This window comes from Paralcaligenes sp. KSB-10, from assembly GCF_021266465.1.
Taxonomy (GTDB): domain Bacteria; phylum Pseudomonadota; class Gammaproteobacteria; order Burkholderiales; family Burkholderiaceae_B.
Genome location: NZ_CP089848.1, coordinates 348263 through 368373 on the forward strand (window position 1 = coordinate 348263; position 20111 = coordinate 368373).

General features: G+C 57.8%; 20 protein-coding genes and 1 riboswitch. Of the genes, 12 read left to right on the forward strand and 8 right to left on the reverse strand.

The window, feature by feature from the left end; translation table 11 throughout:
- Nucleotides 1-3: 3 nt before the first annotated feature.
- The 3 genes from LSG25_RS01565 to LSG25_RS01575 are packed head-to-tail and all read right to left on the reverse strand — an operon-like array spanning nucleotide 4 to nucleotide 2732.
- Entirely contained in the window at nucleotides 4-819 is an 816-nt protein-coding gene (locus tag LSG25_RS01565; RefSeq protein ID WP_232742971.1) for an enoyl-CoA hydratase, read from the reverse strand.
- On the reverse strand, nucleotides 812-1528 hold the full coding sequence (locus LSG25_RS01570; protein WP_232742972.1) for a FadR/GntR family transcriptional regulator: 717 nt from the start codon (nucleotides 1526-1528) through the stop codon (nucleotides 812-814). Before LSG25_RS01570 ends, LSG25_RS01565 begins: the two co-directional genes overlap by 8 nt.
- Nucleotides 1529-1559: 31 nt before the next feature.
- A complete protein-coding gene (locus tag LSG25_RS01575; protein WP_232742973.1) occupies nucleotides 1560-2732 on the reverse strand; it encodes a CaiB/BaiF CoA-transferase family protein in 1173 nt (390 codons plus the stop codon).
- A gap of 286 nt (nucleotides 2733-3018) precedes the next feature.
- A riboswitch (adenosylcobalamin (AdoCbl) riboswitch) is annotated at nucleotides 3019-3169 on the forward strand.
- Between the two features lie 172 nt (nucleotides 3170-3341).
- On the opposite strand from LSG25_RS01575, the gene LSG25_RS01580 reads away from it, so the two are divergent.
- The 11 genes from LSG25_RS01580 (at nucleotide 3342) to LSG25_RS01630 (ending at nucleotide 14915) form a co-directional block, all read left to right on the forward strand.
- Nucleotides 3342-4166 (forward strand): TauD/TfdA family dioxygenase, encoded by an 825-nt coding sequence (locus tag LSG25_RS01580; RefSeq protein WP_232742974.1) that lies wholly within the window; start codon nucleotides 3342-3344, stop codon nucleotides 4164-4166.
- A gap of 112 nt (nucleotides 4167-4278) precedes the next feature.
- A complete protein-coding gene (locus tag LSG25_RS01585) occupies nucleotides 4279-5820 on the forward strand; it encodes a YifB family Mg chelatase-like AAA ATPase (protein WP_232742975.1) in 1542 nt (513 codons plus the stop codon).
- Nucleotides 5821-6104: 284 nt separating this feature from the next.
- Nucleotides 6105-6302 carry a 50S ribosomal protein L35 gene (gene rpmI / locus LSG25_RS01590; RefSeq protein WP_232742976.1) on the forward strand — a complete coding sequence of 66 codons (198 nt, stop codon included), beginning with the start codon at nucleotides 6105-6107 and terminating at the stop codon, nucleotides 6300-6302.
- 16 nt (nucleotides 6303-6318) lie between these two features.
- Nucleotides 6319-6678 carry a 50S ribosomal protein L20 gene (rplT, locus tag LSG25_RS01595; RefSeq protein WP_232742977.1) on the forward strand — a complete coding sequence of 120 codons (360 nt, stop codon included), beginning with the start codon at nucleotides 6319-6321 and terminating at the stop codon, nucleotides 6676-6678.
- A gap of 73 nt (nucleotides 6679-6751) precedes the next feature.
- Nucleotides 6752-7774, forward strand: a complete 1023-nt coding sequence (pheS, locus tag LSG25_RS01600) for a phenylalanine--tRNA ligase subunit alpha (RefSeq protein WP_232742978.1) — start codon at nucleotides 6752-6754, stop codon at nucleotides 7772-7774.
- 50 nt (nucleotides 7775-7824) lie between these two features.
- Entirely contained in the window at nucleotides 7825-10239 is a 2415-nt protein-coding gene (gene pheT / locus LSG25_RS01605) for a phenylalanine--tRNA ligase subunit beta (protein ID WP_232742979.1), read from the forward strand.
- Nucleotides 10240-10253: 14 nt separating this feature from the next.
- Nucleotides 10254-10583, forward strand: coding sequence for an integration host factor subunit alpha (locus LSG25_RS01610; RefSeq protein WP_232742980.1), 330 nt, complete (start codon nucleotides 10254-10256; stop codon nucleotides 10581-10583).
- An 87-nt stretch (nucleotides 10584-10670) separates the two neighbouring features.
- On the forward strand, nucleotides 10671-11072 hold the full coding sequence (locus tag LSG25_RS01615; RefSeq protein ID WP_232742981.1) for a MerR family transcriptional regulator: 402 nt from the start codon (nucleotides 10671-10673) through the stop codon (nucleotides 11070-11072).
- Between the two features lie 6 nt (nucleotides 11073-11078).
- A complete protein-coding gene (locus LSG25_RS01620; RefSeq protein ID WP_232744528.1) occupies nucleotides 11079-11891 on the forward strand; it encodes a ferritin-like domain-containing protein in 813 nt (270 codons plus the stop codon).
- Nucleotides 11872-13257, forward strand: a complete 1386-nt coding sequence (locus LSG25_RS01625) for an L-serine ammonia-lyase (RefSeq protein ID WP_232742982.1) — start codon at nucleotides 11872-11874, stop codon at nucleotides 13255-13257. Before LSG25_RS01620 ends, LSG25_RS01625 begins: the two co-directional genes overlap by 20 nt.
- Before the next feature lie 884 nt (nucleotides 13258-14141).
- A complete protein-coding gene (locus LSG25_RS01630) occupies nucleotides 14142-14915 on the forward strand; it encodes a sulfite exporter TauE/SafE family protein (protein WP_232742983.1) in 774 nt (257 codons plus the stop codon).
- A gap of 30 nt (nucleotides 14916-14945) precedes the next feature.
- Here the strand turns inward: LSG25_RS01630 and LSG25_RS01635 are convergent, their stop codons facing one another.
- From LSG25_RS01635 to LSG25_RS01655, 5 genes are all read right to left on the reverse strand, one after another.
- Nucleotides 14946-15683, reverse strand: coding sequence for an anti-sigma factor domain-containing protein (locus LSG25_RS01635; RefSeq protein ID WP_232742984.1), 738 nt, complete (start codon nucleotides 15681-15683; stop codon nucleotides 14946-14948).
- A complete protein-coding gene (locus tag LSG25_RS01640) occupies nucleotides 15680-16210 on the reverse strand; it encodes a sigma-70 family RNA polymerase sigma factor (RefSeq protein ID WP_232742985.1) in 531 nt (176 codons plus the stop codon). Before LSG25_RS01640 ends, LSG25_RS01635 begins: the two co-directional genes overlap by 4 nt.
- Before the next feature lie 167 nt (nucleotides 16211-16377).
- Nucleotides 16378-17352, reverse strand: a complete 975-nt coding sequence (locus LSG25_RS01645) for a tripartite tricarboxylate transporter substrate binding protein (protein WP_232742986.1) — start codon at nucleotides 17350-17352, stop codon at nucleotides 16378-16380.
- Between the two features lie 20 nt (nucleotides 17353-17372).
- Nucleotides 17373-17744: a hypothetical protein gene (locus LSG25_RS01650; protein WP_232742987.1), complete on the reverse strand. Its 372-nt coding sequence runs from the start codon at nucleotides 17742-17744 to the stop codon at nucleotides 17373-17375.
- Nucleotides 17737-19098: an acyclic terpene utilization AtuA family protein gene (locus LSG25_RS01655; RefSeq protein ID WP_232742988.1), complete on the reverse strand. Its 1362-nt coding sequence runs from the start codon at nucleotides 19096-19098 to the stop codon at nucleotides 17737-17739. The genes LSG25_RS01650 and LSG25_RS01655 overlap by 8 nt, the downstream gene beginning before the upstream one ends.
- 93 nt (nucleotides 19099-19191) lie before the next feature.
- Here LSG25_RS01655 and LSG25_RS01660 point away from each other — a divergent pair, with 93 nt between their 5' ends.
- The gene (locus LSG25_RS01660) at nucleotides 19192-20091 is read left to right on the forward strand and encodes a LysR family transcriptional regulator (RefSeq protein WP_232742989.1); all 900 of its coding nucleotides are present in this window, start codon (nucleotides 19192-19194) and stop codon (nucleotides 20089-20091) included.
- Nucleotides 20092-20111: the final 20 nt, after the last annotated feature.

Sequence of the window (20111 nt, forward strand, 5' to 3'; positions counted from 1 at the left end):
GTATTAACGGCCTTTGAATTGAGGCTGTCTTTTTTGTGCGAACGCGTTCTTGCCTTCTTTGTAGTCCTCGCTTTCGAAACACTTGAGGACCAGCTCTTTCATTTCATCGGGATCGATATGAGCGGAGCGGTCTGCCAATAACCGGATCATTTTCTTGCCTACCTCCACCGTCAGGGGCGCGTTGGAATTGATTTTCTGCAAGTAGCTGTCGACCAGGGCATGCAGCTCCCCTTTGGCGCAAACCGCGTGCACCAGACCTCTTGCCCTGGCTTCTTCAGCGTTGTATTTGGCCGCGGTAATGAATATGTCCAGCGCGTTGGCGATACCGGTGGCGCGCACCAGGTTCTGGATGGCCGTAAAGCGATACCCCAGGCCCAGGCGTGCGGCAGGAATGGAAAAGACCGATGTATCGCTCGCCAGCCTGATATCGCAGCACAGCGCAATGTTCAGTCCGCCGCCTATGCAGTAGCCGTCGATCCGGGCAATGATGGGTTTGCTGAAATTCTGGATGGCCAACTGCGCTGCTTCGGCCACGATTTCATATTCTTCAACGGCTGAAACGCCGGTTCGCAGTGCTTCGAACTGGGAAATATTGGCTCCGCTTACGAAAGCCTTTTCGCCGGCGCCAGTGAGGACCACCACCCGTATATCGGCATCGTCCTCGAAGGCTTTCAGGGCCTTGGGCAGTGCCGCCCACATATCGAATGAAACAGCATTGTGTTTGGCGGGGTCGTTGAAGGTGATCCACCCGGTTCGGCCCTCACGCTCGACGATCAATTGATTGGTGATCTGGCCTTCAAACAAACGTACTCTACTCATGTTTATCCTTCGATTTCAAATAACTGTATCCGGTCATGCCATTGCTTAAATGCGTGCGCATCGCCCGCCGGGCCTGTTCGGCGTCCTGGCGCTTGATGGCCTCGAAAATTGCGTGATGTTCGTTTTCGATGTGACCGATACGCTCCGTGCCAGTGGAGCTGTGGCGGAGTGTGCGGACAGCGTTATGGATCACGTAGCTCAAGTGCTCCATCAGCCGGATGAAGTAGGGGTTGTTGGAACATTTGGTGACCGCGAGATGGAAATTCACCGCCGCATCGGTGCCTCGTTCCCAGTCTCCGCCCGACTGGTCCGTTCTGATCAGGGATGCTTCAAGCGTGGCCAGTTGCTCGTCGGTACGATGCTCGGCCGCCAGGGCCGCCGCACCGGATTCGATTTCTATGCGCAACTGGTACATCTGCATTAACTGATCGATATTGAGCAGGTCTTCTGTAAATACTTCGAATTTTTTTGCGCCCGCGTTGTCGGCGACAAACGATCCCATGCCGCGGCGGGTTTCAATCAGGCCATTGAGCTTAAGTCGTGCAATGGCCTCCCTGACTACATTGCGGCTGACCTTGAAGCTTTCGGACAGCTCGTATTCGGTGGGCAGCTTCTCTCCCTCCTTGAAATCGCCGGCAATAATTCTCAGCCTGATTTGCCGTGCGATGGCGTCGGGCAGGTTCTTGGGTCGATCGAATGCAGCAAACATGATTCAGCTCGTAAAAGTTGCGGATACCGGATTAAATCACTCCGTCGACTTTCAGCGTCTTGATTTGTTCGGGTGACAGGCCAAGCGAGGCGAAAATCTGGTCATTGTGCTCGCCCTGTTCCGGAGCCGGTGTCAATTCTCCTGTTGTTGAGCGGCTGAATTTCACGGCTTGTCCCATGATTTGTATATCGCCCAGCTTGGGGTGTTTCACATGCTGGGCCATCTCCAGATGCCGTACCTGCTCGTTCTGGAATGTTTGATCCATCGTCAGGATGGGGCCGCAGGGGACGCCTTCGCTGTTCATCAAGGCGATCCATTCCTCGGTTGGCCTCGATTGGGTCCGCTGTGCGATGGCCTCGGCCAGCGCCTTGCGGTTTGCCGCGCGCAAGGGAACGGTTACGAACCGCGCATCGCTCGTCAATTCTTCCGCCCCTATCACTTTGCATAAGCGAGCGAACATATCGTTGCCCATGGCGGCAATGTTCATATGGCCGTTTTGAGTAGGAAATACGCCTGTCGGGCTGCTGGTAGGGTGATCGTTGCCGCTTTGAGCCGGAATTTCCTTCTTCATCAACCAACGCATAGCCTGAAAATCCATCATCCAGACTTGCGATTGCAGGAGTGAGGTCTGTACCCACTGGCCTTCGCCCGACTGCTCGCGCTCCAACAGGGCGATAAAAATCCCTATCGCGCAGAACAGGCCGGCAGTCAGATCGGCGACAGGGATTCCGGCGCGCATGGGGCCGCGGCCGGGTTCTCCGGTGACGGACATCATGCCGCCTATGCCTTGCGCGATCTGATCCAGGCCGGGCCGTTTGCTATAGGGGCCATCCTGGCCGAAACCCGAAACACTGGCGTAGACGATGCGGGGGTTGATCTTCTTCAGGGATTCATAATCGATCCCCAATTGATGCTTGACGCTGGGTCGATAATTTTCCACGACTACATCGGCTTTTTTCACAAGCTCCAGAAACAAGGCCTTGCCTTGAGGGTGTTTCAGGTTCAGGGTGATGCTTTTTTTATTTCGGTGCGTGTTTTGATAGTCGGCAACCTGGGCAGAGCCGCCGGGTTTGTCGTCTTCTTTAAGGCTGGGGTCTTCGATTTTGATGACATTGGCGCCCCAGTCCGCAAATTGCCGCACCGCGGCGGGCCCCGACCGGACGCGAGTCAGGTCCAGGACAGTAAAACGTTCTAGTGGCTTCACGGAGACATTCCTTGGGAGGCAGTTGTAGGTTGTTGGACATTCTACATATTCGCCAGGCCAGTCGTCAATATGCCTTGATTTCGTTTTCGATTGCCTTGGTTTCAATTCTGTATATAGAATTATTTATTGCAAATATCTTATATAATGAAATTGTTGTATGTGTGATTTTTAGTTTTGACAATACACAACTTTGTATACGTTTCCGTGCATGAACATAATTTAGTGGCTTTCAATTGATGAGACCGAATTGAAATCAATGCCTGCAGGCTCATTCCGGCCACTAAGTCCATGCCGTTACCGCGTCATAACGTTTGGAAGCTGGTGTAAATCCAGCGCGGTCGCGCCACTGTTACCGGTTGCACATCAACCGGAAGTCAGACCCGGACGTTGTATTCTTTATTTCATTTTTTGGGGCGCGAAACCCCTGGGGGTGGCAGCATGGACGCTGTTCGCATTACGATTCCTTTCATCAGAACTATTTCCTGTCTCTCCATTCGCTCACGCGCCGGCTGCGGGCTTGTGCCTTGCTAGCGGGCGTCAAAACACGCCCTGAATCCTGAAAAATCCGGGTAACAGCCGGAAAGTCAAATTCAATAGAATGGAATTCAAATGAAAATACGGAAAATAGCGGGCGCATTGGGCGCCGAGATTTCGAACATCGATCTATCCGCCGGACTTGGGCCCGCGCAGGCAGGGGATATCCGGCAGGCGCTGCTGGATCACCAGGTTATTTTCCTGCGTGAGCAGGATCTCACGCCGCAGCAATTTCTGGATTTTGCGCGGGCGATGGGAGAACCAGTCGAATATCCGTTCGTCAGGGGAATAGAAGGTTTTCCGCAAATCATCGAAGTCAAAAAGCTTGAAAACGAAAAGGTGAATTTCGGCGGGGTCTGGCACTCGGACACTACTTATCTCGAAGTGCCTCCCATGGGTTCGATGCTGCTGTCGCGCGAAGTGCCGCCCTACGGTGGCGACACGCTTTTCGCCAATCAGCAGCTTGCTTATGAGACCTTGTCCGACACCATGAAGGGCCTGCTCGATGGCCTCATCGGCATCAGCACATCGGCCAAAGCCGATGTCTCGCGTACGCGTGAGGACCGTATCAGAACGGACGGCAAGAACGACATTCGCCAAGACTATATAGCCGAGCATCCCATTGTTCGTACACATCCCGAAACCGGACGCAAAAGCCTTTATGTGAACATTGCGCACACGGCGGGCATCAAAGGCATGACCGACGAGGAATCCACCCCCATACTCCAGTTTTTGTTCCAGCACCAGATCCGGCCGGAATTCACCTGCCGTTTTGTGTGGACGCGGCATGCTATCGCGTTCTGGGACAATCGCTGCGCCATGCATAATCCGGTCAATGACTATCACGGCTTTCGACGCTCCATGCTCCGGATCACGCTCAAGGGCGACCGGCCGCGCTGAGGGCTTGCTGAATACCCCAGGATAAAACAGTCGCCTTGCCACCCTGGGGCGCACGCAATGGCCGATACTGCTTCCTCATCTATATGCGGCATTCGGCCGACGGGGGAAGCGTATGTCCTTGGCAGTGTTGGCGAGCCGGGCTTTATATGGCCTCGAGGCCTTGCCGGTACGCGTTGAGGTCCATGTGGGGCCAGGCCTGCCGGCCTTCAATGTCGTGGGCCTGCCCGATACCGGTGTGCGGGAAAGCCGCGAGCGTGTGCGTTCGGCGATTATCAGCAGCGGACTGGAATTTCCGGCCGGGCGCATCACGGTCAACCTGGCACCCGCCGATCTTCCCAAGGAATCGGGCCGTTTCGACCTCCCCATAGCGCTTGGAGTTCTGCTGGCTTCGGGCCAGGTTTCCGTCTCCGACGGCGGTGCGTCCGGAGCGGCGGCTGAAATCGATCTGTCCGGGTACGTATTTGCCGGCGAGCTGTCTCTGACCGGCGCGGTGGTCTCTGTCGGTGCGCCGCTGGCCATAGCGCTGGCCGTGGCGCGCACTGAGCCCTCGGCCTGCCTTGTATTGCCGACAGCCTGCGCAGGCGTCGCGGCTCGCGTGCCGGGCCTGACGGTGTTGGCGGCCAGTAGTCTGCTGGATGTTGTCGCGCATTTCTCGGGAATGGCCAATTTACCAGTGGCCCAGGCCGCCGTATTGCCTGCCGGTACACCCAAGGCGCCATGCCTGTCCGATGTGCGCGGGCAGACCATGGCTCGCCGCGCGCTGGAAATTGCGGCGGCGGGAGGGCATAGCTTGCTGATGGCGGGGCCTCCGGGAACCGGGAAAAGCATGCTGGCGCACCGCCTGCCGGGTTTGCTGCCGCGCTTGAACTCGCAGCAGGCCCTTGAAGTGGCTGCCTTGAGCAGTATCAGCGGCCGCGAGCACTCCATCAGTAATTTTCCGCCATTTCGAGCGCCCCATCACTCCGCCTCCGCGGCGGCTTTGGTGGGCGGGGGCATGTATCCCAAACCGGGCGAAATCAGCATGGCTCATCACGGGGTTCTGTTCCTCGACGAGTTGCCCGAGTTCGAGCGGCGCGTGCTGGAATCCCTGCGCGAACCCATCGAAACAGGCTGGGTCTCGATTGCCCGTTCATCGAGAACACTTATGTTTCCCGCTTCCTTTCAACTGATTGCGGCCATGAATCCTTGTCCTTGCGGCTGGCTGGGACATAAAAGGATGCGTTGCGTATGCAGCCCGGATCGAATTGAAAAGTATCGCGGCAAACTGTCGGGGCCCTTGCTCGACCGTATCGACCTGCAAATAGCATTGGTTGCGGCCGATGGCGACTGGCTGGAAGCTCCTGTAGGTGAAGCCTCCGAGCCGGTGCGCGAGCGGGTGGAGCGCTGCCGCGAGCGTCAGATCATGCGGCAGGCTCAACCCAATGCCAAACTCGGTGTTGGCGATCTGGATACATATTGCGTGTTGGAAGAGGGTGCCAAAACACTGCTCAAGCAGGCCATGCTGCGCTGGAATTGGTCGGCGCGCGTGGTGCATCGTGTGCTGCGGGTAGCGCGCACGCTGGCCGACCTGAGCTCGCTCGAAGTCATCGGGGCAATGCACATTGCAGAGGCGATACAATATCGCCAGCCATGGGGAAGCCGCCCCCATGATTGAGGCCGGAAGCTTCCGCTGCAAGCCACGAGCGGGGCGCGCGCCGCCCTGGTGTGTTGTTTACGACCCGCATAAAGGCCGCGATGGGGCGCTTTTTGCGCCTTGTGTCGGCAATCGATTAGACAATGGCTCGAAAATCATCATATAATCAAGGGCTTTCCTGGCATTTTTACCAAACATGGTGCCGTGCCCCGGGAAGAAATCTAATAAGTGATGAGTCGGGTCGTGCAAGCGTTGCCAGCAGATTGGCAATCACCTGCTGTCATAAATCAGAATGAGCTTTCAATATGCCCAAGATGAAAACGAAACGGGGCGCCGCGAAGCGCTTCAAGGTTCGTGCTAGCGGATCCATCAAGCGGGGTCAGGCGTTCAAGCGTCACATCCTTACCAAGAAAACGACCAAGAGCAAGCGCCAGTTGCGCGGCTCGGCCGCAGTGCACAAAACCAATGTTGCCTCGGTCAAGGCAATGATGCCTTTCGCTTGATTAACGGAGATCCACTATGCCTCGCGTAAAACGCGGCGTTACTGCCCGTGCTCGTCACAAAAAAGTTATTAAAGCAGCTAAAGGTTATCGCGGTCGCCGCGGTAATGTATTCCGGGTCGCCAAGCAGGCGGTCATGCGTGCCGGTCAGTATGCTTACCGCGACCGCCGCAACAAGAAACGCACGTTCCGTGCTCTTTGGATCACGCGTATCAATGCGGCTTGCCGTGAACTCGGTGTTTCTTACAGCGTGTTCATCGCCGGTACGAAAAAAGCCTCTATTGAATTGGATCGTAAAGTACTGGCCGACATGGCTGTGCACGACAAAGCCGGTTTTGCCGCCGTCGTTGCTCAAGCTAAATCCGCTTTAGCTGCCTGATCGATTTCGATTCTGTATTGCTGCGAACGGGGCTCGATCTGGGCTCCGTTTGCATTTGGAAAAGCGATAATTCATGACTCCTCCGCTTGATGACCTGATCGTTCAGGCAAAAGAACGATTTGCCGAAGCCACCGATGCCGCGGCACTCGAGAATGCAAAAGCCAAGTTTCTGGGCAAGCAGGGTGCCTTGACGGCGCTGCTCAAAGGCCTGGCGCAGCTCGATCCCGAACAGAAGCGCGCCGAAGGCGCACGCATCAACCAGCTCAAGCAACAGATCGAGGAATTGCTGAACCAGCGGCGCAGTGCCATGGCGCAAGCCGATCTCGACAAACGTCTGGCTTCCGAGACCATCGATGTGTCCCTGCCAGGGCGTGGTCGCGGGATTGGCGGCATTCACCCTGTCATTCAAACATGGCAGCGGGTCGAGGCGATTTTCAGCTCGATCGGGTTCGATGTGGCCGATGGCCCTGAAATCGAAAACGACTGGACCAATTTCACCGCGCTGAACAATCCGGAAAACCATCCCGCGCGATCGATGCAGGACACGTTTTACGTCGATATGCAGGACGAGCATGGTTTGCCGCTGTTGCTGCGTACGCACACCAGCCCCATGCAGGTGCGCTATGCGCGCATGCACAAGCCTCCCATCAAGGTGATAGCGCCGGGACGCACCTATCGCGTCGACAGCGATGCGACTCACTCGCCCATGTTTCATCAGGTCGAGGGCTTGTGGATAGCTGAAGATATTTCCTTTGCCGACTTGAAGGGCGTCTACACCGACTTCCTGCGGGCGTTTTTTGAAACCGATGATCTGTCGGTGCGTTTTCGTCCTTCGTTCTTTCCGTTTACCGAACCCTCGGCCGAGATCGACATGATGTTCACGTCAGGCCCGAACCAGGGCCGCTGGCTTGAAATATCGGGCTCTGGCCAGGTTCACCCGGAAGTGGTGCGCAATTTCGGGCTGGATCCCGAACGTTATATAGGTTTTGCTTTTGGCTCTGGGCTGGAGCGTCTGACCATGCTGCGCTACGGCGTCAATGACCTGCGCCAGTTCTTTGAAGGCGACCTGCGTTTCCTGCGCCAGTTCAATCGCTAGCGCCGCCTGGCGTCCCGCTGTTCTATACGTTAAACGAACCACGACACATTATGCAATTTCCAGAATCTTGGCTGCGCACTATCTCCAATCCCGATCTCAATACCGAGGCTTTGGCGCATCGCCTGACTATGGCGGGACTCGAGGTCGAAGAGACTCGGCCGGTTGCGCCGCCGTTCAGCGGCATTGTGGTGGCTCATATCGCCGGCATCGCGCCGCACCCCAATGCCGACAAGCTGCGCGTGTGCCAGGTCGACGATGGCTCGGGCTCATTGTTGCAAATCGTCTGCGGCGCTCCCAATGCGGCTGCGGGACTTAAAGTTCCGTTGGCCCGTATCGGAGCCGAGTTGCCGGGCGGGATGAAAATCGGCAAAGCAAAAATGCGCGGAGTGGAATCAGCCGGCATGTTGTGTTCCGCGCGGGAATTGGGTTTGTCGCAGGATCACGCGGGCCTGCTCGAACTCGACGCCGATGCGGTGGTGGGAAAGTCCTTGCGCGAGGCATTGGATCTGGATGACACATTGTTCACCCTGAAACTCACGCCAAATAGGGCCGATTGCCTTTCGATCCTGGGCGTGGCGCGCGAAGTTTCCGCGCTGACCGGCGCACCCATGGTTCCCCCGACTTTCGAGCCCGTAGCCGTAACGCTGGCGGACCGTTTGCCGGTGTCGGTGCAAGCCCCCGATTTGTGCGGCAGGTTTGCCGGCCGCATTCTGCGAGGCGTGAATGCACGGGCTGCCACGCCGGCCTGGATGAAAGCGCGCCTGGAACGCGCCGGCCAGCGTTCGATTTCCGCTTTGGTCGATATTTCCAATTACATCATGCTGGAACTGGGCCGCCCTACGCATGTATTCGATTTGCAGCGCATACAGGGCGGCTTGACGGTGCGTTGGGCGCGCCAGGGCGAATCGCTGGAACTGCTGAATGGGCAGACGGTAGCCCTGGATACCGATGTGGGGGTCATCACCGCGGGCGATGCAGTCGAAAGCCTGGCGGGCATCATGGGCGGCGAAGCTACGGCCGTAACCCTGGATACCCGCGATATCTATCTTGAGGCGGCGTTCTGGTGGCCGCAAGCCATCATGGGCCGCGCGCGGCGCTACAAGTTCAGCTCCGAAGCCAGCCATCGCTTCGAGCGCGGGGTGGATTTCGAATCGGTGGTGGAACATCTTGAACGCATGACGCGGCTGTTGCTGGATATTTGCGGCGGCCAGGTGGGTCCCATCGACGATCAAATTATAAATTTGCCGGCTCGCGAGCCGGTCAAAATGCGCCTCGATCGTTGCCACCGCGTACTGGGCATTCCTGTCGGGCAAGCGGAAATCGAGCGGATTTTCAATAGCCTGGGCCTGGCATTCACGGTGCAGGACGGCACGTTTGTCGTGACGCCGCCCTCATATCGTTTCGATTTGTTCATCGAAGAGGATTTGATTGAAGAGGTGGCAAGGATTTATGGGTTCGAGCGCATTCCCGATTTGCCGCCCGTGGCGCGTGCCCAAATGCGCGCAGCCCCAGAAACACTGCGCGGACCGCACGCCTTGCGCCAAAGCATGGCCGACCTGGATTACCAGGAAGTCATCAATTTTTCATTTGTCGAAGATGCCTGGGAACGCGATTATGCGGCGAACGTCGACCCAATCAGACTGCTCAATCCTATAGCCAGCCAATTGGCCGTAATGCGTTCGAGCCTGATCGGCGGCCTGGTGGCCAATATCCGGCACAATGTCAATCGCAAGCAGAGCCGTGTACGTGTGTTTGAGCTGGGCCGGGTATTCATGCGCGATGCAGCCGTGTCCAATGGCGATCTTGCCGTCGCCGGAGTTCGCCAGCCTCAGCATCTGGCCGGCGCTGCCTGGGGGCCGGCGGTGGAAGAGCAGTGGGGCGTGCCCACGCGCCAGATCGATTTTCACGATGTCAAAAAGGATGTCGAAATCTTGCTCGGAGCGCAGGTTGCGGATCTGCGCTGTGTGCCGGAGGCGCATCCGGCCTTGCATCCTGGCCGTTCGGCGCGGTTGCTGCTGCGGGGGCACTCCATAGGCTGGATGGGCGAGTTGCATCCGCGCTGGGTGCAGCAGGCCGAATTGAACCATGCGCCGGTTGTGTTCGAAGTCGATGTCGCGGCCATTTCAACGACCCGTCTGCCGGCGCCTGTTGAATTGTCGCGCCAGCCCGTCGTGGTGCGCGACCTTGCCGTATGGGCCGATGCCGGAGTTGCTTATCGCGACTTGCTCGATACGCTTGCCCAAACCATCGCATCTGATGCTAATCTAGCCATTGTCAAAGATATCCGCCTGTTCGATGTCTGGCGCGACAAATCGGCTCAGGCCGATGCGGCGGAAAAAAGCCTGGCATTTCGCTTTTGGTTACAAGATCCCGAGGTGACGTTGGACGACGCCAGGGTAGAACAGTGTATAAATCGACTATTAGAAGCGCTGATCAGCGCTCATGGGGTGCGCCAGCGCGCATAAGGAGCTAGAAACCAATGACCCAAGATCCTCGTACCCTGACCAAGGCCGAGCTGGCAGAATTGCTGTTTGACCGGGTAGGCCTGAACAAACGCGAAGCCAAAGACATTGTCGATACCTTCTTCGAAGAAATTCGCGAATCTCTGGCGCGTGGCGTTGAAGTCAAGCTGTCGGGATTCGGCAATTTTCAAGTGCGCGACAAACCGCCTCGTCCGGGCCGCAACCCGAAGACCGGCGAAGTCATACCCATTGAAGCGCGACGCGTGGTCACGTTTCATGCCAGCCAGAAGCTCAAGGGAGTGGTCGAGCAGTCCGGAGCAGTCTCCGATGCCGTGGCCGTCGACTGACTCGAGGAACGACCGGCCTCTTTGCCTTGGCATGAGGGTACCAGACTCGATTTTTGTGTTGTTATTTAATCGGCATACAATCCGCACATGAGCCCAACCGAACCCCCAGTTACCTTGCCGCCGATTCCTGCCAAGCGTTATTTCACGATTGGCGAGGTCAGCGACTTATGTTGCGTCAAGCCCCATGTCCTGCGTTATTGGGAACAGGAGTTTACGCAGCTCAAACCGGTCAAACGACGCGGCAATCGCCGGTATTATCAGCACCACGAAGTCTTGCTGATCCGTCGCATACGCGATCTGCTCTACGAACAGGGCTTTACCATCAGCGGCGCGCGCAATCGCCTGGGCGACGCGCGCGAAGTGCCGCGCGATCAAGATGCCGCCGTGCGCCTGAGCGGACAGGAACTGCAATCCCTGCGGGCCGATCTGGTCGCCGTGCGCGATCTGCTGTCCGAGGCTATCGGCGCCACGCCTTCCACCAGAGCCTGACGTCGTCTGGCTGTGAGCGATTTCCCGTCTTGTTTGCGGGCCGGCGCGCTGGCGGCCCTGATCGAAAGGGACCCTAGGCGCAAGCTCGCCGCCGTTCAGCTTCTCGACGAATCGCTCATCGTCGATCCGACCGTCATTCTGCCCGAGCCCGTGGGCATTCCCGGACGGCCGGCCAGGCCCGAAATGGTGCTGCCCCTGAAGGTCAGGCAGCGCTCCATGCAAACGCCGCAAGGCCGGGCCGCGCTCATACACTCCCTTGCTCATATCGAGTTCAACGCCATTAATCTGGCCCTGGATGTCATCTGGCGTTTTGCCGGCATGCCCGAGCCGTTTTATCGGGACTGGGCGCAGGTGGCTCGTGAAGAAGCAAACCATTTCGATTTGCTTGACCGGCATCTGCTTGGCTTGGGTTACCGGTATGGCGATTTTCCGGCCCACGACGGCCTGTGGGAAATGGCCGAGCGCACCCGTAACGAAGTACTGGCACGTCTGGCATTGGTGCCGCGCACGCTCGAGGCGAGAGGGCTGGACGCCTCGCCCATTGTGCGTAATAAGCTGGCCGGGGCCGGGGATGCGGCGGGAGCCGCCATTATTGATGTTATTTTGCAAGATGAAATTGGCCATGTGGCCATTGGCAACCGGTGGTATCGTTATCTTTGCGGTAAACACGAACTGGATCCCATCGCCGAATACAAGGCCCTGGCAATAAAGTATCGTGCTCCACGGTTGCGCGGGCCTTTTAATTTCGAGGCCAGGCGGGCCGCAGGTTTTAGCGACCAGGAATTACAGGCTTTGCAAAATGACGCTCTCGATATTTGATATCTTTAAAATTGGCATAGGGCCGTCCAGCTCGCATACGGTGGGGCCCATGCGGTCGGCCCGCAATTTTGCGCGCAGCCTTGAGGCCAGCGGCGACCTTGCCAGGGTGCGCAAGATTACCATCGAACTATATGGGTCGCTGGCTGAAACCGGGCGTGGCCATGGCACCGATATGGGCATTATGCTGGGCTTGCTCGGGATGGCGCCCGATACTGTCGACCCCACCGGCGTGGCGACTTTGATCGATCAAATACACAGCAGCCGCCAGCTTGCGCTTTGGGGCTCGCACCCCATCGAGTTCGATCCCGGCAAGGCCTTTGTTTATCGGCTCAGGCCCATGGTTGAACATCCCAATGGAATGCGCTTCAGCGCATTCGATACTGCCGGACATCTGCTGCGAGCCGAACGCTATCTGTCGATCGGTGGCGGTTTTATTCGCTCGCTCGACGCAATCAATATCGATGAAACCGTCCCGCAAAACGGTCCCATTCCCTACCCGTTCACAACGGGGCAGCAGTTGCTCGGCCTTTGCGATTCCACGAGCCTGTCGGTAGCTCAACTGGTACTGGCCAATGAGCATACTCTGCTGCCTCCCGACCAGGTCAGGGCAAAAATCCTGCATATTGCCCAGGTCATGAACGCCTGTATCGATCGTGGCTGCGGTTTGCATAATTCGCAAGCCGATCAGCCGCTGCCCGGACCTTTGAAGGTCCGGCGCCGCGCACCGTCTTTGTATCGGGAACTGCAGCGCGACACCGCCAAAAAAGATGTCATGTTCGCCATGGACTGGGTCAATCTGTTTGCCATGGCCGTCAATGAAGAAAATGCAGCCAGCGGCCGGGTGGTGACTGCTCCTACCAATGGTGCCGCGGGCCTGATACCGGCTGTGTTGCGGTATTACCAATCTTTCGTTCCCGAGTTTTCCGAACAGGGGGTGATTGATTTTCTGCTTACGGCGGCGGCCATAGGCTTTCTGTACAAGGAAAACGCCTCGATTTCGGGTGCCGAGGTCGGTTGCCAGGGCGAGGTCGGCGTAGCCTGTTCCATGGCGGCGGCCGCCCTGACCGCCGTGCTGGGCGGGACACCGCATCAGGTTGAAAATGCGGCTGAAATCGGCATGGAACACAATCTGGGCCTGACCTGCGATCCGGTGGGCGGCCTGGTGCAAATTCCTTGTATCGAGCGCAACGCCATGGGTGCCGTCAAGGCGATCAACGCATCGCGCCTGGCTTTGCAGGGCGATGGCAAGCATCATGTGTCGTTGGATGCCGTGATTGAAACCATGCGCCAGACGGGCGCCGACATGCGTACCAAATATAAGGAAACCTCGCGGGGTGGGCTGGCTGTGAATGTCGTTGTGTGTTAGCGCATTTTTGGCCGGGGTGTTTACGGCATTTGACGTTTTGGTCGCTTTGGTATTTATGGTTTGGTATTTAAAGCCGCCGTCTATCGGGGCTTGGGGTCAGGCCCGGCACGGCGTGCTTGATCCGGATCTACCTCGTCCAGGCGGGCGTCGGGCCAAACTCGCTACGCCGCTGGCGCGGCTACGCTCAAACATGGCCCGCCGAAGGCCCCCGCCTTCCCTACGGTAGCATCCGGCGCACGCCTTACGCCGGTCCTGACCCCAAGCCCCGATAGACGGCTCACGTTAGGGCATGCCTGGAATTTACTTGCCGGCCTCAACGTATACCTCGACGCATGGCCTCAACGTTTCTCTCGGTGCATGACCCCCAATGCCTCTCTCAATGCATTCCCTCAACGCAAGCCGCAGGGTGGGCGGTGCTGTGTAGTCCGGCGGTAGTCCAGCGCCGGGTGCTGACGAAGGGAAGGCGGGGGCTTTCGGCGGGCCCTGTTTGAACGGAGCCGCGCCAGCGGCGCAGTGAGTTGGCCCGACGCCCGCCTGGACGAGGCAGACCCGGGCAGTCGGGGTGCGCAGCACCACGACCGCTGGACGTGCCGGACTACACAGCACCGCCCACCCTGCGGCGTCTTAATAGAATTACACCCGCCCCACGCAGACAACACAGGCAACACAGACAACACAGTCCAAAGTCATCGTTCAAGCCAGTACAAGCAGCTCAAATTCACGCCTCAAGCTTAAAACGACTCAAAAAACAAAACTACTGAAACGTACCCCATGCCGTAAACACTCGAACCAAAAATGCACCAGGCCGAGACAAGATCCAAACCGCATAAATAAGTAATTTTTAAATCGTTTGGTTTTGCGCGACGACTCTTTATGATGCTCCGATGAGCGAATATCAAGTCATTAGTGGTTTTGTAGTGGGGTTGCTGGTAGGCGTAACAGGCGTGGGAGGCGGCTCCCTCATGACGCCGCTGCTGACTTTGGTGTTTGGATACGCCCCGACCGTCGCCGTCGGCACCGACCTCGCGTTTGCCGCACTTACCAAAGGAGCCGGCACACTGGCTCACGGGATACACGGGCAAGTGCGTTGGCCCGTAGTCCGCCGCTTGTGCCTGGGCAGCCTGCCGGCGGCCGTGATGGCCTTGCTGTGCCTTCGTTACGTAGGATCGGCCAACGAAACCCTGTTGCAATTCATAAAAATCACCATTGCAGTATCGGTCCTGCTGACGGTCATGGCAATTGCCTTGCGGCCGCGCCTGCTCGCGTTCTTGCGACACTGCTCCTGGTATCCCCTGCAAGGCCGCGGCCAGAAGCTGGCTACGATCGCAGTCGGAGCGGTGCTGGGCGCATTGGTCACCATTTCTTCGATCGGCGCGGGCGCGGTGGGTGCGACCTTGATATTTCTGCTGTATCCGACGCTCAAGCCTTCGGAAATAGTCGGTACGGACATTGCGTACGCCGTGCCTTTGACCGCCTTGGCAGCCTTGGGGCATTTATGGCTTGGGCATGTGCACTGGGACCTGCTGGGTGCACTGTTGCTGGGCTCGGTTCCTGGAATCTGGCTCGGAGCCAGGCTTTCCCGCACCCTGCCCGAGAGAATGGTGCGTTTGACGCTGGCTACGACCTTGACATTGGTAGCCCTCAGGCTGATTGCCTGAAGTAGATTGGTCTTTTGTACGAGCCCTGGTTCAAGGGCCGATTGCAACCATGCGGCCTATGAACAGAACAGGGCCGTTCGGGTTGCCCGAAGGGGCTCCGCCCTTGGCTTCGAGGGTAATCTCAAACAATTGACCGGGCTTTACCTGGCCTATCGTGGCGGCTGGAACCGTGATGGCCTGATTTGGATCGATCACCCCCAGTGAACGAGGCGGTTCGCTTTCAGTGGCGTGCGTCCAGAGCTGCACGGAAGAGTCGGCCGGCACGTCGATCCGCACCAGAGGCTTCAATACCAGATTATGCTGATGATCGGTGGTTGCCACCCAACCGGGTGTAGAACTTTGGCCGGGGGCTTGCAGCACTGCGGCTTGCGTGGGGGTTACTTGCAGGATCGACAGTTTGGGCTTGAGCGCAAAGGTTGTTGCCGCCAGCGCCAGCACGACGCAGATCAGGCGCCAGAGCCAGATGGATCCCCATGTTCCGGAAATGATTTTTTTGAACACTCGCGGCCAGACGCTGCGACGTTCGATAAGCGTGATTTCCTGTCCCAGGGCAGCTTGTATGCGCTGCAACAACTGAGGAGATGGTTCAAGGGGCGGGAGCTGATCGACAAGACCTAAAAATCGGTCTTCCCATTTAAGCGCCGCCACTACGGCATCCTGGGAGTTGCCCAATAGGGCCTGCGCCTTCGCGGTTTCCTGCAGATTCAATAGCCCCAGAGTGTATTCGGCGATCAGGAGGTCGTCATCGGCCAGTTGCTCGATACTCATGCTTGGTGAGTCTCCTGAAGCGTGCGCAGTCCGGCGCGTACATGCGTTTTTATCTGAATGGCGGGAATGGCCAGCCGAGCGGCGATTTGTTCGTAGGTGAAGCCGTTATAAAACGCCATGAGTATGGGGCGGCGTTGCACATCGTCGAGTTGCGCCAGATCGCTAGCCAGGTGATTCGCGCCCTCGGGCTCGACAGCGGGATTGTCGGGCAGGGTGTCTATCCACTCGGCATCGGCGGGAACGTGCCGTCCCGACTGGCGCAGGCGATTCAGGATGCGATATCGCATAATGCTGTATATCCAGGCCCGCGCCGTTCCAAGGCTGGCTTCATAGCTGGCCGCATTTTTCCAGATCAGAACAAATGAATCGCGCACCACTTCTTCCGCGTCGGCGCGCTGCGACAGCATTTTCGTGGCCAATGCCAGCATGCGTGGCGATTCTTGCCGGAATAATTCCTGGAACGCCTTGCGGTCGCCCTGGGCGCATGCAACAAGCTTTGCTTCATAATCGAAGTTTGGAACAGACATACATTCTCCGGTTTTCCCGATCGGGTCGTTTATTGTATAAGGTGTTGGAGTCTGTATGAATTTTGAACGGCACCAGCCGAGTAACAAGACGTTGCCGCGCGTCAAGGACCGTATGCAGCGCCAGTGCTGTGTACGGTCCTTTGGTCTTGCTCCATCGTTTTGATGGTTTATTCCGGCTGTATCCCGGCCTTGCGGATGATTACACCCCATTTTTCCGTTTCAGCTTTCTGGAAGGCCAGCAATTCTTTCGGTGTCGAGACTACCGGGTGCGTGCCGGTCTGTGTGTAGAAACGGGTCGCGGCGGCGTGCGTCTCCGCCTTTACCAGGAGGTCGTGCAGTTTATCGACGACGGCGGCGGGAGTCCTGGCGGGCACATAGGCGCCGAACCAGTAGCCCATTTCGTAGCCGGGTACGCCTGCCTTGTCGATGGTCGGCACGTTCGGCGCCAGCGCCGACGGTGTCAGCATGGTGACGCCCAGAGCCCGCAGCTTGCCGCTTTGCACCTGCGGCAGGCCTGTGGCCATATCGGCCATCATCATGTCGACTTGGCCGCCGAGTACATCGGTAATGGCCGCCGGATTGCTTTTATAAGGCACATGCAGAATCTGTATGCCCGCCATTTGCTGGAATAGCTCACCGGCCACGCGGCTGCTTGAACTGCCGCTGCCGAAAGTCATTTTACCGGGCTGTTTCTTGGCCAGAGCGATAAATTCTTCTACTGTTTTTGCGGGAGATGATGGGTTCACCACCATGATTTGTCCGCCGGTACCGAGCAGCGTAACCGGTTCGAAGTCTTTCACCGGATCGTACGAAAGTTTTTTGTACAAATGCGGATTGGCGGCCTGCGAGGTGTTGGTGGTGATGAGCACGTGATAGCCATCGGCTTCGGCGCGGGCGACAGTGCTGGCACCGATCATGGCGCTGGCGCCAGGCTTGTTTTCAATGATCACCACATCGCCGGTTTCTTCCGTAATGCCCTGGCCAAGGGCCCGTGCCAACTGATCGGTAGCACTGCCGGCGCCAAAAGGCACAACGAATGTAATCGGCTTGGAAGGGTAGGAAGCGGCCTGGGCCTGCCATGGAAGGCAGGCGCCCAGTGCCAGGGCAAGCAGAATATTTTTATTCAAAAAGCGGCGAATCATAGTGGTTTGTCTCCTTGGGTTTATAGGGATTGAATATCGGGCAAAGTCGATGCCAGGTGCGCATCGACCCGAATGGGAAAATCGAGCAGATAGAAAGACAGGGCCTTGCCGTGCGTATCCAGATTGAGGGCGTCGTTTACGCCGCCGTCCAGGATGCCATCCAGTACGAAATTCATGGCGCCTATCGACTCCACCAGATAGCGTCGTACGCTTTTGGGTTGCCGATGTGAGAACCACTTCGATACGGCCTGCTCGGTCAGTTGTTCCTTGAGCAATGGGTAGTAATCGGCCTGCCAGGCAATGACGCTGACGTTTGAAATATCGCCTTTATCGCCGGTGCGACTATGCGCCAATCGGTACAAGGGCACGATTACCGTGGTGTTGTCATGCATATTGGTCAGGCCTCAGGAATTGCCAGCCAGCCGGCGCAAGATCGCGGGGCACCGTGCTGGAAATGCTGTTCAGGCGTGGGCGCAGCGATGTACGTACACCGCCGCCACCCGCCGGGCCGCAGGTATACAGCGCCGTCACTTCGCGCAATACGCGTTCGGCGACATTTTTTTCGGGATGCGCCGCGGCAACGCGCAGGCGTATATCCTGTCCGCGGCCATGCGCGTGTTGCCGCAATAGTTCGCCGGCGTCATCGCCAAATATGCTCAAGGTGCCGATCAGATCAATGCGCAATTCAAGCTGCCCACCGATACGCCGCCGTACCGTTTCGGCAGCCAGGCGTGCGCGCGCTTCGGCCTGGACACCGGCATACGAGATTTCCGCTTCGGCCAGCCAGCCGCCGCGATAGCAGATATTCACTTTCAATTCTTCAGGCCTGGCCCATCCGGTCACTCCGTCGACGGCAACCTGGTCCGGCGCAGTCTGCGCAACATGAACCCGGCTGATATCGGCGGTAACGTCAGGAGTCAGGTATGCCGCGGGGTCGTGAACTTCGTACAGTAATTGTTCCTTGACGGTTTGGGTCGTGACGATTCCGCCCGTATCGCGCGCTTTGGTAATGGATAAGGCGCCGGATTCGGCAATGCTGGCTATGGGGAATCCCAGCTTGTGCATGTCTGGCACCTCTTTCAAGCCAGGTACGGCAAAGTAGCCGCCCGTGACCTGAGTGCCGCATTCCAGCAAATGGCCTGCCATGGTGGCGCAGCCCAGCCTGTGCCAATCGTCGGCTTGCCAGCCAAAGTGTGCGAGGGCGGGGCCCAGCGTCAGGGACGGGTCGGCGACGCGGCCGGCGACAACCACCTGAGCGCCGGCCTGCAATGCCTGTGCAATCTCGGCGGCTCCCTGATAGGCGTTGATGCTTACGATATCCAGTCGATCGAATTCCGCCCCAAGGCGTTCGCGTAGAAAGGCGCGCTGCTCGGCGCTATCGAGGTTGTCGCCGCTCAGGGTGGCGATGCGAGGCATCCGCAGGCCAAGTTCGTGTGACAGGCGTTCGATGCGCCGTGCGGCGCCAGGCGGATTGGCTGCGCCAAAATTACTGACGATCTGAATTCCGTGATTCAGGCACAGCGCCAGAATGGGGCTCAACAGCTCGCTCAGCAGCGGCTCGTAGCCCGCTTCGGGATCCTGGTTCTTTGCCAGTTGGGCAAGCGCCAGGGTTCTTTCTGCCAGTGTTTCAAATATCAGTGCCTGGCCTCCCGTCTCAATCAGAGTCTTCACGACCGGCAGGGCGCCATCGGTGCGGTCTCCTGAAAAGCCGCTGGCGCAGCCTATTTGTAATGGTGTCGAAGCCATCGTTCTGCTTAGAGTCGTTGATTTGACGCAACTATAGGGTTCCGTAATTAATAAGTAAAATAGAAATTCTGTATCCATTAATCGAGTATTTTTATGAATATATCGTCGCGACAACTGCGGGCCTTTGTGGCTTTGGTGCAGGAGCGCCATTTCACGAGGGCTGCCCAGCGCTGCCATCAGACGCAGCCAGCATTCAGCGCCTCTATAAAATCGCTTGAAGATGTTGCCGGAGTACGATTATTCGATCGAACCACACGGCGCGTGGAGCTGACTCCCGAGGGCGAGTTGTTCAATGAATCGGCATTGCGCCTGCTGAACGATTTCGATGCTGTCATGGCCGATATCCAGGACCATGTGGCCAAGCGCAAGGGGCGGGTATCGGTCGCCGCCCTGCCGTCGCTGGCGGCAGGCTGGTTGCCCACGATATATGCCCGGTTCCATGCGCAGTATCCGGATATCGAATTGCAGTTGCACGATGCCTTGCTGGAGCCCTGTCTGGATCTGGTGCGGCAGGGAGGCGCCGATATTGCGGTGGCGGCCGAAGGGCAGGATATGACAGGCCTGATGGCCGAGCCCTTGTGCGAGGATTATTTTTATTTGGTGTGTCGGCGCGATCATGCTTTGGCCGGCAGTTCCTCAATTACCTTGAAGGCATTGAAAGGAAATTCGTTTATTCAGTTGGGCAAAACCAGCAGTATTCGGCGGAGCCTGGCGCAAAACAGTATCTTTTCAGACATGAGCACATTTCTGGAGGTCGATCATCTGGCTTCGGTCACCGGCCTGGTTGTCGCTGGATTGGGCGTGAGCCTTGTGCCGGCCATGACGCTGTATCAGTTCCGGCACCCCGATATTGCCGTGATTCCCTTGTCGCCCAAGAACCGCCTGAAGCGCTCTTTGTATTTGATCCGGCGGCGCGAGAAAAGCCTGTCGAGCGCGGCCAGGGCCTTTTACGATGTGCTGCTGGAGCAGAGGGGTGTTTTGACAGGGCATTGATGAGAAACGATGCGGGTTTC